Origin of the sequence: Streptomyces sp. NRRL S-646, assembly GCF_000720765.1 — a bacterium.
Classification (GTDB): Bacteria; Actinomycetota; Actinomycetes; order Streptomycetales; family Streptomycetaceae; genus Streptomyces.
This window is the reverse complement of the sequence record NZ_JODC01000003.1, coordinates 56,413-69,868: the sequence shown is the minus strand read 5'-3', so window position 1 is coordinate 69,868 and position 13,456 is coordinate 56,413. Positions and strand designations below refer to the sequence as shown.

8 protein-coding genes and 1 pseudogene are annotated in these 13,456 nt (G+C 66.4%); 5 read left to right on the top strand and 4 right to left on the bottom strand.

Annotation, left to right across the window (positions count from 1 at the left end):
- Positions 1 to 72 precede the first annotated feature (72 nt).
- Positions 73 to 226, top strand: a pseudogene (locus IH68_RS52735) (superoxide dismutase); the annotation flags it as partial.
- A 355-nt stretch (positions 227 to 581) separates the two neighbouring features.
- Here the strand turns inward: IH68_RS52735 and IH68_RS0104655 are convergent.
- Positions 582 to 1,424: an alpha/beta fold hydrolase gene (locus IH68_RS0104655; RefSeq protein ID WP_030928732.1), complete on the bottom strand. Its 843-nt coding sequence runs from the start codon at positions 1,422 to 1,424 to the stop codon at positions 582 to 584.
- Between the two features lie 118 nt (positions 1,425 to 1,542).
- Here IH68_RS0104655 and IH68_RS0104650 point away from each other — a divergent pair, with 118 nt between their 5' ends.
- Together IH68_RS0104650 and IH68_RS0104645 are read left to right on the top strand one after the other, a co-directional pair.
- Complete coding sequence (locus IH68_RS0104650; protein WP_030928729.1) at positions 1,543 to 1,920, top strand: winged helix-turn-helix transcriptional regulator; 378 nt, start codon at positions 1,543 to 1,545, stop codon at positions 1,918 to 1,920.
- A 1,467-nt stretch (positions 1,921 to 3,387) separates the two neighbouring features.
- Positions 3,388 to 6,690 carry an AAA domain-containing protein gene (locus IH68_RS0104645; protein ID WP_030928726.1) on the top strand — a complete coding sequence of 1,101 codons (3,303 nt, stop codon included), beginning with the start codon at positions 3,388 to 3,390 and terminating at the stop codon, positions 6,688 to 6,690.
- Positions 6,691 to 6,790: 100 nt separating this feature from the next.
- Here the strand turns inward: IH68_RS0104645 and IH68_RS0104640 are convergent, their stop codons facing one another.
- Complete coding sequence (locus tag IH68_RS0104640; RefSeq protein ID WP_030928723.1) at positions 6,791 to 7,207, bottom strand: PIN domain-containing protein; 417 nt, start codon at positions 7,205 to 7,207, stop codon at positions 6,791 to 6,793.
- Entirely contained in the window at positions 7,204 to 7,467 is a 264-nt protein-coding gene (locus tag IH68_RS0104635; protein WP_030928720.1) for a hypothetical protein, read from the bottom strand. The genes IH68_RS0104640 and IH68_RS0104635 overlap by 4 nt, the downstream gene beginning before the upstream one ends.
- A 243-nt stretch (positions 7,468 to 7,710) precedes the next feature.
- Between IH68_RS0104635 and IH68_RS0104630 the strand changes: the two genes are divergently transcribed.
- Together IH68_RS0104630 and IH68_RS0104625 are read left to right on the top strand one after the other, a co-directional pair.
- Positions 7,711 to 9,009, top strand: coding sequence for a tyrosine-type recombinase/integrase (locus IH68_RS0104630; protein ID WP_234341230.1), 1,299 nt, complete (start codon positions 7,711 to 7,713; stop codon positions 9,007 to 9,009).
- A gap of 696 nt (positions 9,010 to 9,705) precedes the next feature.
- Positions 9,706 to 12,420: an AfsR/SARP family transcriptional regulator gene (locus IH68_RS0104625; protein ID WP_030928715.1), complete on the top strand. Its 2,715-nt coding sequence runs from the start codon at positions 9,706 to 9,708 to the stop codon at positions 12,418 to 12,420.
- Between the two features lie 21 nt (positions 12,421 to 12,441).
- Here the strand turns inward: IH68_RS0104625 and IH68_RS0104620 are convergent, their stop codons facing one another.
- Positions 12,442 to 13,413, bottom strand: coding sequence for a serine/threonine protein kinase (locus IH68_RS0104620; RefSeq protein ID WP_159403641.1), 972 nt, complete (start codon positions 13,411 to 13,413; stop codon positions 12,442 to 12,444).
- Positions 13,414 to 13,456 lie beyond the last annotated feature (43 nt).

Genomic DNA, 13,456 nt, shown 5'->3' with positions numbered 1-13,456 from the left:
CCCACCGGGCAGCTTGCCTCGCTCCCAGAGCTCCCGGAGCTCCCGTACGACTACGCGGCACTCGCCCCGGTCATCAGCCCGGAGATCATCGAGCTGCACCACGACAAGCACCACGCGGCCTACGTGAAGGGCGCCAACGACACGCTGGAGCGGCTCGCCGAGGCGCGGGACAAGGAGACGTGGGGCTCGATCAACGGTCTGGAGAAACCTGGCCTTCCACACCAGCACGGCTCCGGAGTGATCACAGGTTTCCGAAGGTCAGCGGTCTAACTGACGGGCCGTTAGGCCCGTCGTCCCGCGAATGTCCCGCCAAAATGAAATGTTCCGTTTGGGCGCTCTTTCCTGGTCGGCGGTCGGTACTCGTCTGTCGCCCCCTGCGGACGAGATCGCGCTCGCGGCCGTTGACGCGGAACACCCCGCTCATGATGTCGAGTTGCCACAACCGCATGGGGGCCTCCCGCTGCCGGCAGCGATAGAAGCGCCGGTGGGTCTGCTCCTGGCTGTTGATCAGCTCCTGGTCGCGGGCCCTGGGCGCAGACGAGCGGGTCTTGTTCCCCCTGCCCCGCTCATCGCATGGTGGCTTATGTCACCCGTTCACCGGCGAGGAAGGGCCGTAGCAGATCGAGGAGGGCCTGCGGGCGGTGCAACGGGATGATGTGGCCGCAGTCCTCGATGGTGCGGCCCGTCAGATCGTCTGCGACGGGGCGGAGTTGGTACTCGAGCGCGGCGCCGACGGGATGGGAGCCGACCGTCATCGTCGGTACGGTCAGCCGCCCTTGGGCGACGGTCCGTTCCACCTGCGCCGCGCTCTGCGGCAGGGCCCTGTAGTACGAGAAGGCGCAGCGCAGCGCCTCGGAGCCGGAGTAGGCGTGGACGAAGGCGTCCCGGATGTGCGGCGGGACGCCCTCGCCCAGGGTGCCGGTGGTCAGGAACCAGTCGACGTAGCGGGCCTCGTTGCCGCGGAGGACCTCCTCCGCGAGATGTGGCACGGAATGGAAGCCGAACCACCAGGGGGCGCCGTCGGAGAGGAAGTCCTCCGCGCCGGGCAGCCGACCGAGCAGTGACTCCATGACGACGAGCCGTTGCACCAGGTCCGGGCGGCGCATGGCCAGCAGGAACGCGGGCGGGGTGCCCGCATCGATGCCTGCCACCGCGGCGTCGTGTACGCCGAGTTGCTCCAGCAGGGCCGCGGCGTCGTCCGCCAGGGTCGCGGCGTCGTAGCCGGACTCGGCCCGGCTGCTGGCCCCCAAGCCGCGCAGATCCGGCGCGATAACCGTGTGCCGGTCGGACAGCCCGGCCATGACGTCCTGCCACAGCTGCCAGGTGTGGGGGAAGCCGTGCAGCAGCAGGACCGGCGGCCCCTGCCCGTCCAGTGCCACATTCAACTCCACACCGTTCACGGCGACTCGGCGCAGTTCAGGCATGCCTGCCTCCAGGGGGGTGGTCCCGAGTGGTAACCAATGGCGACAAGGCAACCGTAGGAAACTATGATGGGCGTGCCCAGACGGCACTTTTCCCTCAGGTGGTGAGTCCGGCGTGACCATGTCGCGGCGCGGTGACCTCTTCGATCCGCTGTGTCCGACCCGGCAGCTCCTGGACCGGATCGGCACCAAGTGGACCTCGATGGCGGTCAGGGTGCTCGCGCAGGAGGCGCCCGGAGAGGTCCGCTTCGCCGACCTGCGGCGCCGCATGCCGGGCATTTCACAGAAGATGCTCTCCGTCACCCTGCGCAGTCTGGTGCGCGACGGTCTGGTCGCCCGCCGCGTGGAGGGTTCCGTCCCTCCGCGCGTGTACTACCGGCTCACCGATCTCGGCCTCTCCCTGGAGGAGCCTATGGCCGCGCTGCGCGCGTGGGCCGAGCAGCACATGGCGCAGATCGAGGAGATGAACCTGCGGTACGACGCCGCGCCGGGAGACTGAGACAAGCCGTGCGACGCGGCCCCGCGTGCCCGCCCTTGGCCTGGGCGCGGTTCAACTCGCCGTCAGGTCCGCGCTCTTGGTGAGCGTTTCGTTGGCGTCGATTTCGGCACGCAGGCGCTCACGGCGCGCTCGCGCCCCGGCGAGGCATCGGAGCCCAGCAGCTGACGCAGCGGCGCCTCGTCGGCGGTCACCGCCGCGGCGAAGGCCGCGGCCGCCCGCACCGGATCCCCTGGCTCGCCGGACACCGCGAGGGTGGACGCACGGCGCCGGCCGGTCTCCTCGTAGTCCTCCAGGCGGATGGGTGAACTTCACCCGAGCTGCTCAGCCACCCTGCCGGTCGTACGTCACTGCCTGCACCCCTCGATGGTCAGCCGACCATCGCGTGGCCTGAGCCCGCCACTGAACAACCGCACCAGGGGTCTTGCCGCTGCCGGACTTCCCGTTCAAGACGTGATGACAGCAGTGGCGAGGATGAAAGGGCACCCAGGGGCGCGAAAGGGTCGACACCGGCTCGCACGCCAGCGCACACGTCGGCGACGTTGTGCGGTACAGACCAGAGCCGGCGCCGCCGCTTTCCTGGGCACCGACAACGCTCCCTCAACCGCGCCCGACCGAGGGGCCAGCCCCATCGACACCGATGCCGAGCCCGGCCACGGCTGGGCCTGAACATGGCCTGTCGGCCGCACGTTGTAGCTACAGGCATCGTCACCGGCAGAGGGACGGGCAGGATGATCGCGGGCAGGTAGAAGGAGCAACGACCCACCAGACCGTTTGCGCTTCTGTGTGGCATCAGCCACATATAGGCAGGTCAGACCCGGTTCTCGGCGAGAAGGCGACGCTTCTCTTCGGATTGGCAGAAGTATCGGATTTTTGCCGAGAGCCGCTGTCGAACGTCTCGCGAGATGGCTTTGACCTGCGAAAAACCGTCAAGGGGCAAGGCTGGCCGCCTTGTTCGGAACGCCACGGAACTGCAAAGAGCCACGGTCAAAAGACCGTGTGCGTTTTGGCAGGTACGCAAAAACTCCCGACCTGTATTTCTGCAGGTCAGGAGCTTTTTTCCGGAGTGCCCCCGGCAGGATTCGAACCTGCGCACACGGCTCCGGAGCTTACCTGGCGCGTCGTCAGGCTGGTCGTCCCGCGAATAGCCCGCGAGGAAGAAATGTTCTGCTTACCCGTTTCATTCCTGAATGCTTCGCCTGGGTGTGTGCGGACACTGTCCTGTGATGGAAGTCGCAACGCTTGGTTGGCGCAGGTCTGAGAGTGGCAAGTGGCTGGGCCTTGCGAGGATGGCGGCCAGAAGAGGGTCGGTCTCGGACGGGTGTCCCACGCCCTCACTCGTGGGATATCCGGGGTATGCGTACCTGTAGCTGACCACATCGACCTTGGCGGGATCCCTCGTGGTCATCACTCAGGATCTTTTGGTAGTACAGGATCAAGATCCAGGCGGCGCCAAGATATCGGGGGAACGTGGGCTGGCAGGAAGAAGTCGTCACGGCGCTGGACGCCTGGGTGGCGCACGAGGGTGTGCCGGCGCGCGAGCCGCGCTGGCGAGCCCTGGGGCGGGCAGTAAGGGGCCGCAAGCCGGGGGAATTCATCGTCGACGTTCGCGGCTCCGACGTAGCGACGGACCAGCTTCAGGGTGACAGCTTGAGGCTGGCGGGACCTGACGAGAGTGAGGTCGACGCGGGCCACTCCGTGCTCGATGTGTTCAAAGACGGTTCGGCTGTGCGCGTGCGCGTCGCCGAGTTCGCTGACCCCCGCGACCCTCACTTGTGGATGAAACCGCAGCCCACCGGTTTTCTGGTGAAAGCCCTTCGGGAGGGTATGGCTGCGCTGACCAACGCCCCGCTCGCGCAGCTCATGGCACGTGGCGAAGCGGGGTCGGGAAACCTCGCGGCCATGGGAGCGCCATCGGGCGTGCTCTCGCCGGCGCAGGATCACGCCTACCGTGCCTGTACGGGTGAGGGGCTGTGGCTGGTCTGGGGGCCGCCCGGAACCGGCAAGACGACGGTCCTCAAACGGGCCATCGGGGATCTCACTACGCGGGGCAAGCGAGTTCTGCTGGTCTCGGCGACCAACATCGCTGTGGACAACGCTCTGTGGGGCGTGGTGAAGGAGCGGCGGCACGCCGACGGCGAGATCGTCAGGGTGGGGCCGCCCCACCTGCGTGAGGTCGCCGAGGACGCGAGTGTCTGTCTGACGCTGATGGTCCGCGAGCGGCTCGCGGACGCAGACGAACAGCGCCGGGCTGTGGCTGCCCAGCTTGTCGACGCACGGGAGCGGTCACGTCGCCTGAAGGATCTGGAGCGGAGTCTCACAGGCTTCGACGCCGCGGCGTATGCGGCAGATCGCGCCCGTCTCGATGATCCCGCCCGCACCTCCGAGGCCCTGACACGAGTACGTGACCAGGTTCGCCATGAGGTGCATGCCGCAGGAGAGCGCATCGCGCAGCTCGAACAGGCAAGAACATCGGCAGCCGGCGAAGTACGCGCAACGGAACAGGCACAGGCTGATTGGGCGGCTCATGATGAGGTACAGGCGCAGTTCACCGAGATGCGGGAGGCCGTGACCGGCCTGGAGGCCAAGGCTTTGCTCGCCGAGGGCCGGCGTGATGCTGCCGAGCAGCGACTCAGTGATCTGGAACAGCTCAAGGGCTTCTCGAAGCGCCGGGCCAAGAAGGACCTGGTGACGGCCCGGTCTGAGGCGGAGAAGACGCATCATTCCGCCGAAGAGGCGGGGCAGAAGGCCGCGAATGCCCGTGATGTACTCGCACGCACCCAGGAGCAGCTGGGACAGCGGATCGCCGATCTCCGTGCGCGGATCCTCTTCAGCAAGGAGGAGATCGAGCATAGGCAGCGGTCCTTGCACGGCCTGGAGACAGATCTTCGGAACATTCGGCGCACCGCGGACGCCCTCAGCGCGCGGCTCTTCCCCCTCGAAAGGGAGCTCGGTCTGGCGCAGGCGGCGGAGGCACGCGTAGCGGAGGCCGTTCGTCTCGGCCACCCGCAGCGCTACGCGGTGGCATCGGGATTGAGGCCCCAGGCCGCGGCGGACGAGAAGAACCGCCCCTCCCTGGAACGCCGTCATCGAGAGTTGCAGGAACAGTACGACAAGCTCGCCCGGGACGCCCAGGGCGAGATCATCCGCGGCGCGAAGGTCGTGGCGACCACACTCGCCCGGTTCCGTACCACCAAGGCGGTCTTCGAGGGCGAATACGACGTCGTCCTGATCGACGAGGCCGGAGCGGCGACGCTGCCCGAAGTACTCCTCGCGGTGGGCAAGGCGAGGACCACGGCCGTATTGCTCGGCGACTTCATGCAGCTTGGCCCCGTCCTCCCGGAACTGGATGGCGAGAAACGTCCCGATGTCGCGCGCTGGATCCTGCGCGACGTCTTCGAACACTTCGGCATCGACTCTCCGGCCGCTGCTGTGAACCACCAGGGCTGTGTCGTCCTCGACGTCCAGCACCGTTTCGGCCACGACGTGATGGGCCTCGCGAACGCCCTGGCATACGACGGTGTACTCAAACCCGGCCCTGGCGTCGAGCGGCGTGCCGCGCTGCGCAAGCCGGATGACCCCGAAATCGTGATCATCGACACCGATGGGTTGCAGAGCCTGGCTCAGGCGCGCCGAACCGGTCGCCGTAAAGGGTGGTGGCCCGCTGGGTCCCTGCTCGCGCGGGCGTTGATCGATTTGCATGATGAAGAGGGCGAGACGGCCGGCGTCGTCACGCCATATCCCGTGCAGGCGGAAGCCACCTTGGAGGCCCTCCGCGACATCGAAGGCAGCGGAGGAGGCCGGCTGGCCGAAGTGGGCACCGCCCACCGCTTCCAGGGGCGCGAGTTTCCCGTGGTGGTATTCGACACGGTGGAGGACGACTACGGTGACGGCCTCTGGATGGCCCACGCCTCCCGTTCCCCAGAGGCGACCACCTGGGCCCGTAACGGCGTGCGCCTCTTCAACGTAGCCGTCACCCGCGTACAGACCAGGCTGTACGTCATCGGAAGCCGCAGCCGCATCCTGGCCGCAGAAGAACACACCCCCATGGGAAAACTGGGGGAGTTCATCCGCGCACAGCGTGCCCGGTCGGTCCCCGCGACCAGACTCATCGCTCCCAACGCCCAAGTTCCGCCAGACCTTGGCCAGTTCAGCTCCCGTCTCGCCGAGGTTCTCTCCCGCCACGTCGAGGTCTCCGACATCGACGACGAGATCTCCTTCTACGACACGTTCGCCGACCGTCTCGCAGAGGCTCGAACGTCGCTGTGGATCTGGTCCCCCTGGACTGCGAAGCGACTGATCGGCTTGCTGCCCGTGCTGGAAGACGCCGTGCGGCGAGGAGTTCGTGTCACGGTCTTCGTCCGGGACCCCTACGACACTGGCCAGAAGAAGCAGACCGAACTGGTCAAGCAGTTGCGGAAAGTCGTGCCGACCGTCGTCTCCGTCAATGTCATGCACCAGAAGATCGTCGTCATCGACGAACAGACAGTCCTGCTCGGCAGCCTCAACTCTCTGTCGCAAAGCCGCTCGCGCGAGGTCATGCTGACGATCAAGGGTGGCCACTTCGCCCGCAAGATCCTCGCCCACGAGCACGCGGAGGACTTCGCGAGACCTCCCCGGTGCAGTGCGTGCAAGGGGGACGACGTGGACCTGCGCCGCCGAGGCAACGGAGCCTGGTATTGGCGGTGCTTCAATCGGGCGTGCTCGGCGCGGAAGGGACATAAAGCCTGGGAGGCACCCGTACGCATTTCCCGAGGGGCACGCCGAAGGTGAGGCGATACGGCCGTGGTTCAGATCGGACTGGCTCTGCGGTTGGCGGCCCTGCGGTGGGGAGCGCCGAAGGGGGATCGGTACCGCGGGCGAGAGTCGATGCTCAGACCTTGATGACGGTGATGCGAGAGCCGCACAGGGCGGTTAGATCCTCGGGGTCTGAGGTGAGAACTGTCGTCGGACCGGGGGCAGCGAGGGCGGTGGCGCTGAGCATGGCGTCGATGGCGTACTTGTGGCCGTGCAGGCCGGCGTCGGCGAGGAGGGTGGCGGCGTGGCGGGCGATGGGCTCGGTGACCGGTTCGATAACGAGGCGGGCGAGGGTCCACTCCAGGGCCGGGCGGTTGATCCGGGGGTGGACCACTTCCACGAGGGTGGCCGCGGAAGTGATCACCCGCAAATCGTCGGCGCGAGCGAGGGCGAGCCAGCCGGTGACGGTGCGGTCGCGAAGGACGGCCTTGGCCAGCCCTTCGCTGTCCAGGACCAGGGTGCCGCCGGGGGTAGCCGGGGAGGGGCGTGTCACGCGGCGTTCGCCCCGCCTTGCGTCTGCTGCTGGCGGGCCTGGTGGAGCTGGTCGCGCAGGGCCTGGATCTCTTCGTCCGTGACGGGCCCGTGCTCGGCCTCGGCGACGGCGATGAGCTCGTTGAGATTGTCCCGCTCGATCTGGCGCGCGACGGCGGCGGCGACATAGGCAGACAGGCCCGAAGGGCCGCTGCGGGCCTTGGCGGCTTCGGCGATGTCGCGGGGCATGGTGATTGAGTACTTGCCGGTAGGGTCACTCATACTCCCTATCCTACCTTGGATCCTACCTGCATGCGGGAGTGGCGCAGCGAACTGTCGAGTCGCTCGCTGCGGATGGCTCCATCCTTGTCTGGGGTGCGCAGAGGGGAGTGCGCGGCGTCGTTGCTGCCGGGGCTTTATGTGGGCATCCAGGACGTTCACCTGAACAGAAGGGTGGTGGACGTCATGAGGAACTCGAAATCTCAGGCGCGCGGCGTCCCCGGCAGGAGACGTGGAAGCAGGGCCGTGGCCGTTCGCCGCACAGCGGGTGCTACGGATATCAGGGCGCTGGCCGATGACCTCGGCGCGGCGCTCCTCCGTTCCGTTCGGCAAGGCGCTGCGGATGAGTCCCCTGCGGGGATCAGCCGTGGCTCGCCACAGGGTCGCGCGGCTGGGGTCAGCTGGTACGCCTTTGCTCTGGAGTACATCGAGATGAGGTGGCCGCTGATCGCGGCGAAGACCCGGGATGAGACCAACGATGCGCTGTGCGCGATCACCCGGGCGATGCTCCGGGACGTGCGGGGCCGTCCGAGCGATGAACTGCTGCGGCGGGCGATGCGGGGCTGGGCGTTCGTCGTCCCATGCCCGGAGCCGTGCCAGATGCCGGCGGATGTCCGGCTGGCCCTGCGCTGGGTGGCGGGAGCCTCGCGTCCGTTGGCCGATCTGATGGATCCGGCTGTGATGCGGTCGGTGTTGACAGCCCTGCGGCTCAAGCAGGATGGCGCGGTGGCGGCGGCCGAGACGCAGCGGCACAAGCACAAGGTCCTGGTCAATGCGGTTCGGTACGCCGTCGAGCAGCGCAAGTTGCCCGGCGACCCACTTGCTCCCATCAAATGGAGCGTGGCTGAGACCGTCCACCAGGTTGACCCACGGGTGGTCGCCAACCCAGGTCAGGCGCGTTCCCTGCTGCGCGCGGTCTCCTACGTCGGCAGTTACCGGCGGGCTCGTGGACGGCGGCTGGTCGGACTGTTCGCCGGGATGTACTACGCCGGGCTGCGCCCCGCCGAAGCGGTCGGGGTGTCTTTGTCCAACTGCGTGCTGCCCGCGGAGGGCTGGGGGCAGGTGACCGTGCATCGCACACTGCCGCAGGCGGGCAGGCGGTGGACTGACACTGGAAGAGCCCACGACGAGCGCGGTCTCAAGGGCCGCCCGGCTGACGACACCCGGCCCGTACCGATGCCGCCCGAGCTGGTGTCGATCTGGCGGGAGAGCATCGACACCTTCGGCGCGGCGGACGACGGGCGGCTGTTCTTCAACGAGCGCGGTGGCATCGTCGGGTCCAGCGCCTACGATCGCGTCTGGCGTGAGGCCCGTGAACTTGCCCTCTCGCCCGACCTGGTGCGCTCACTGCTCGCAGGCCGTCCTTATGACCTGCGGCACTCGGCTTTGTCCACCTGGCTCAACGCCGGCGTCGATCCCACCGAGGTCGCCGAACGCGCAGGCAACAGCGTCGAGGTCCTTATGAACAGCTACGCCAAGTGCCTGTATGGACGCCAGGCGATCGCCAACCAGCGCATCGCAAACCTGTTGTGCGAGTACGAATAAGCCTGCAAGCCTGCTTCGAGTGGCATTTCGGATGTCGTCGGCGGTAGCGAAGTGCTTATGTGTCTTCGAACCGTGGGGTGCCGACGCATCCGACACGCCGCAGAATTGGAGCCTGCAGGGCGTTCCATGCCCCAGTCAGGAGCCTGACCATCCGTCGCGAATCAGGCCCCTGACCTGCTATTTACCTAGTCGATTTCGGTGAACAGTTCGACCTCGTAGGCCCGTTGAGCTGTCGGACGAACCGGCTTCCAAAGTCGACCGCCCCTTGCAGCCGAGGTCGGCTCGGGAGCGGGCTGTGGCGTTGGGCGGGGCCTACGACGGCGGCGAGGTGGCACCGTTGCTTTGACCCGTCGCCTTGATGAGGGGCGGCTGGTGCCGCGCTGGACGTGCGGCCGGTGCATGGACTTCATGGCTTTCTCCTTGAGTTCCGTTACCTAATGGGTCGTTTTGCGCCCTTAAGGTGCCGTTGGGATTCGGGCGTCATCGTGTCCTGCTGTACAAACCCCGAAGCATTCCGACGATCCGTCGGAATGGCTGGGGAGGATGATTGCAGCGTGGCAGATCGGCCGAGCAATCGCCAAGCAGTATGCGTTAGCTGAACGTTAATGGGTGTCCGATGCTCCGTGGCATGCTTTCTCGTGTCGGCCGATGTGGCCAATGGTGGCGTGAGTCGCGGGGAAGCAAGGGTTGGCGATCATGGAATTTCGAGTACTGGGACCGGTGGTTGCGCTGCGGGCGGGGCTGCCGGTCAGGATGAAGTCGGCGAAGGCTCTCGAACTCCTCGCTGTTCTACTCATGGCGCCCGGTCATCGTGCCTCGCACGTTGGCGTTATGCGCCACCTGTGGCCGGGTGAGGAGGCGAACGCTAATCGAATTCGCCAGTGTTTTCATCAATTGCGGCAATCGTTGCCAGATATCACCCAGCAGAACGAGCGAGGGTACTGCCAGATTCAGGCTGATCCGTTGAGTGTCGACTACGTTCGCTTCCATGAATTCTGCCGCGCTGCAGATACCGCAGGGAGCACGTCTGTGCGTCTCAAGGCGCTCAGATCAGCTCTCGGTGAGTGGCGGGGAACACCCCTGGAAGACATGCCGGAAGAAGGATTCGGACGAAAACGCGGCGAACTCATCACCGAGCTGAAGGAGGCGATGGTGGCATGTGTCCTCGCCGAATTGGAGTGCGGTCAGGCGCCTGCCGCGCTCGACCGGGCCAGCTCCGCGCTGACCCGCTGGCCGGAGAGCGAGACACTACTCGAACTCAAGGTGCGTGCCCTGCGCACGCTCGGCAGGCATGACCAGATTGAGTCGCTGCTCGCCCGCTGGGAGCGCCAGTTTGGTCGGCCCACCGTTCACTTGCTGCTCGCTGGCGAGGCAGAAGAAGCAGGGTCGGCAGCGGCTGGCAACCCATCGGCGTCGACCCGTGCGAAGCCCCGGCAGCTTCCGTCACAGCCGGTCGAACTGATCGGCCGTCAGCCTCAGATCGGCCGACTAACGGAGACTCTCCTGGGACGTACGGCTGGGCGGAGCAAGGTTGTCGTGTTTACCGGCATGCCCGGTGTCGGGAAGACCTTCCTCGCTGTGCGGGCGGCCGCCCGGGTCGAGCAGAGCTTCCCGGACGGGATCCTCTACGTCGACCTCGGTGGATTCTCGCCAAGAGAGCCGGAGCGGCATGGCCCCGTCCTTGCCAGGCTCCTGAACGATCTCGGAGTGCGGCCCTCGACCCCGACGATGGACGGCATGGTCTCCGCTTACAGGACCGCCCTTGCGGACCGCGCAGTCCTGCTCATCCTGGACAACGCGCGTGATGAGGAGCATGTCCGCCTGCTGCTTCCCGGACTCGGGGCGAGCGCGGCGATCGTCACCAGTCGTCGTCACTTACATGGGCTGGCGATCCGGGAGGGAGCGGACCTGGTAGACCTCCCTCCGCTGGATCGGCAGGAAGCGACCGAACTGTTGAGGACACGGCTGGGTGAAGACCGGATGCGCATGGCCATCCCGTTCGTCGACGACCTGGTCGAGCACTGCGGCGGGGTGCCGCTGGCGCTCGGGATCATGGCCGCCCGAATTGCGCAACGCCCACCTGCGGCGCTCGCAGGCGTGGTCCGCGAATTGCGGCAGGAGAGCACCAGACTGCGTTCCCTTGACATGGGCTCGGAGAACCTGAGCGTTCGCCTGTCGCTGGAAGCGTCGCACAGGCTGCTGTCGGCGCCGGCGGCCAGGCTTCTTTGGCAGATGGCGGTTCACCCGGGGCCGACGGTCAGTTGGGCGGCGCTGCGGGCGCTCGAATCGGACGACGCCGTCGGCGTGAGTAACGCCATGGATGACCTGATGCGGATGAGCCTTGTGACTGAGCCGACCTTTGAGCGCTACTTTCTGCACGACCTGGTCCGTGTCTATGCCGGCGAACTGGCGGATCGGCAGGACGAAGCCGAGCAAGCCCGGGTGGTGGAGCGAGTGCTGCACTTCCTGCTGCACAACGCCTGGGTTTGTGACCGGAAGCTGGATCCTGGCCGCCGACTGCCGATTGGCGAACCACGGGACGTCGAAGTCGTGGCTCCGACTTGCGCGGCGGATGCGATGTCCTGGTTCGAGAACGAGTACTCGACGCTGACTGCTGCGGTCAGGCTTGCCGAGAATCGTGGACTCGACCGCTACACATGGTTGCTGTCGATGGCCCTGGTGACCTTCCAGTGGCGCTCTGGGCGCAATTTGGATGCGCTCAAGTACCTGACTAGCGCTCTCGAGGCTGCGAGGCGGGAGGCCGGTCCGGCGGATGTGGCTATGGTTCACCGGATGCTTGCCGGTACTTATCGCGGCCTCGGTAATCTGGCCCAGGCGACGCAAGAACTGCGCAGGGCGGTACGGGTGAGCGAGGACGACGGAGACGTTCCGGGTGTTGCCATGGGGCGTTACGTTTTAGGCGTTCTGCTGCGAGAGAACGGCGCACCGAGTGAGGCGCTGGACCACTTCACGGCTGCCTTGTCTGCCTTCGAACGACTTGGCGATCCCTTGGGTAGCGGAGCCGCCCTTAACGGCATTGGGAGTGCCCGCTACGACTTGGGCCAGTACGACGAGGGTGTGGAGCACTGCCTGCGGTCACTGGCCCTGCTGGACGCCACGGATGACGTAAATGGTCGGGCACATGTGTTGTTCAGCCTGGGCCGGATCCGGGTGGCACTGGCGGAGCACGAGGCCGCCGTCATGGACTTCGAGCGTGCCCGCGACCTCTACCAGTCGCTGAATTATGGGAGCCGGGAGGCCAGGACGCTGGTCTGGCTCGCGGAAGCGCTCTGTGGTGCCGGTCGGCCTCGGGAGGCTGAGGAGGCGATCGAGCGGGCTCAGGTCCTGCTGGGAGAACTGGGTGAGAGCGACCTCGACACGGCTGTCGAGCAGTTGAGGTGCCTGCCGTGACAGCGAGTCCCCAAGGGAGGATCACGGTCCGGACAAGCCGAGCCGGTATGGGGCCGTTGGGTCGGGTCGCGTGGCCTTCGGGGACGCGAGGGAGTCAGACTTGGGCAGCATTGGCCGTAGATAGCCCAACACCTCGGCCACGCCGCTCGGCCGCTCGTGCGGATCGACGGAGACCATGGCGAGCGCGAGACTCCGGAGTGCTTCCGGCATCTCGGCACGGAAGTCGTTTGGGAAGGCGGGGGTCGTGCCGTCGGGCGGACTGTCCCGGCCGCTGTACGGCAACTCTGACACGGTCATCGCGAACAACATGGCGCCGAGGGAGAAGACGTCGGCCTGCGGGGTGAGCACCGAGGTTGGGTCGTACTGCTCCGGGGCGGCGTATCCGGGAGTGCCGCGAGGATCGGCGTTCTCCTCTCCGATCGGGACAGAGATGCCCACATCCAGCAGCCGGACCCGGCCGTCGGGTTGCATCATGACGTTGTTCGGTGTGACGTCCCGATGGACATATCTCTCGGCGTGCACGCCATTCAGAATCTCGCAGAGCTGTGCGACAACCGACATGGCTGCAGCGGCAGGAACGGGATGGTGCTCGTTGATCCACGACGCGACCGTGATGCCCTCGATGAGTTCCATCACGATGTACCGGCGTTCGCTCCATCCATAGCGACCGTCCCCCAACACCTCCGGGATCCCCCGCACGTTCGACATGAATCGAAGTCGTTCGAGCTCCCTTTCTAGATGTTGGCCGAAATAGGAATAGTCGGCTGTCGACTCGAAGGTCCGGTGAAACTGCGATTTGACCGCCACGTCCTTGCGGAGGTGCTCGTCCCGGGCAACGAAGATCTCGCCTTCGCCGCCGTGACCGAGCGGTCGCAAAACTCGGTAACGGCCGTTCAGAAGAGTTCCAGGAAGCAAGGCGCACGCTCCGTACCCGAAAGAAAATTTCCCGGCCGGCTCGATCGCATGCCCCGGGGTGCAGAGAAGTGAGGACATTATGACAGCGAGTTGGCCACCCGACGGCCTGGTTGGGGATTCC

Excerpts from the sequence above, each read along its gene's own strand:
- IH68_RS0104655 (WP_030928732.1), bottom strand. The coding sequence starts at position 1,424 with ATGCCTGAACTGCGCCGAGTCGCCGTGAACGGTGTGGAGTTGAATGTG.
- IH68_RS0104650 (WP_030928729.1), top strand. The coding sequence starts at position 1,543 with ATGTCGCGGCGCGGTGACCTCTTCGATCCGCTGTGTCCGACCCGGCAG.
- IH68_RS0104635 (WP_030928720.1), bottom strand. The coding sequence starts at position 7,467 with ATGAGTGACCCTACCGGCAAGTACTCAATCACCATGCCCCGCGACATC.
- IH68_RS0104625 (WP_030928715.1), top strand. The coding sequence starts at position 9,706 with ATGGAATTTCGAGTACTGGGACCGGTGGTTGCGCTGCGGGCGGGGCTG.
- IH68_RS0104620 (WP_159403641.1), bottom strand. The coding sequence starts at position 13,413 with ATGTCCTCACTTCTCTGCACCCCGGGGCATGCGATCGAGCCGGCCGGG.